Source organism: Bacillus cereus group sp. N6, assembly GCF_016483705.1.
Lineage (GTDB): Bacteria > Bacillota > Bacilli > Bacillales > Bacillaceae_G > Bacillus_A > Bacillus_A wiedmannii.
In genome coordinates this window covers 1-606 of the sequence record NZ_JAEHBI010000195.1, presented here as the reverse complement: position 1 = coordinate 606, position 606 = coordinate 1, and the positions used below count along the sequence as shown (strand labels likewise).

Here is a 606-nt window from a genome sequence, read left to right as displayed (position 1 = left end):
GCTTTTGGTCTACCAAGGTGTTTTCCTTGTTTTTTAGCTAAATCAATTCCTTCTCTTTGACGTGTTTTGATTTTGGTACGCTCTTCTTCTGCCAACCAAGAAAGAATTTGAAGCACAAGGTCCGTAATGAGGTTTCCTAGGTTATCTTGATATTTTGTTGTATCTAATAAAGGCATGTCGATGATGACAATATGTGCTCTTATATTTTTTGTGATATCTTTCCATTCATTTAAAATCGCTTCTTTATTTCTCCCGAAACGATCCAATGATTGGACATATAAAATATCCCCTTCTCGCAACATCATTTTGACAAGTTGATAATTCTTTCTATTAAAATCTTTTCCAGATTGCTTATCGATAAAGATATCGCGTTCATCAATCCCAACTTGTTTCAAGGATTCTATTTGTCTACCTTCATTTTGATCTTTACTACTCACTCGTATATATCCGAATTTTCTGTTATTCAACATTTGTAAGTCCCCTCTATTTTGTTTACATAAGAATATTATAACAGAAAAACGGACCAAAAGGTGTCGTTTTTATAGAACCGTTCCTAAAATAGAAATTCAATGTTTAGGAACTGAATTTTCATAGATTTCATCCAGT

At 32.7% G+C, this 606-nt stretch carries 1 protein-coding gene; it reads right to left on the bottom strand.

Features of this window, described 5'->3' with window-relative positions; translation table 11 throughout:
* A partial coding sequence (locus JDS99_RS30905; protein ID WP_199696492.1) for a recombinase family protein occupies positions 1-467 on the bottom strand: 467 nt, incomplete at its 3' end.
* Between the last annotated feature and the right edge of the window lie 139 nt (positions 468-606).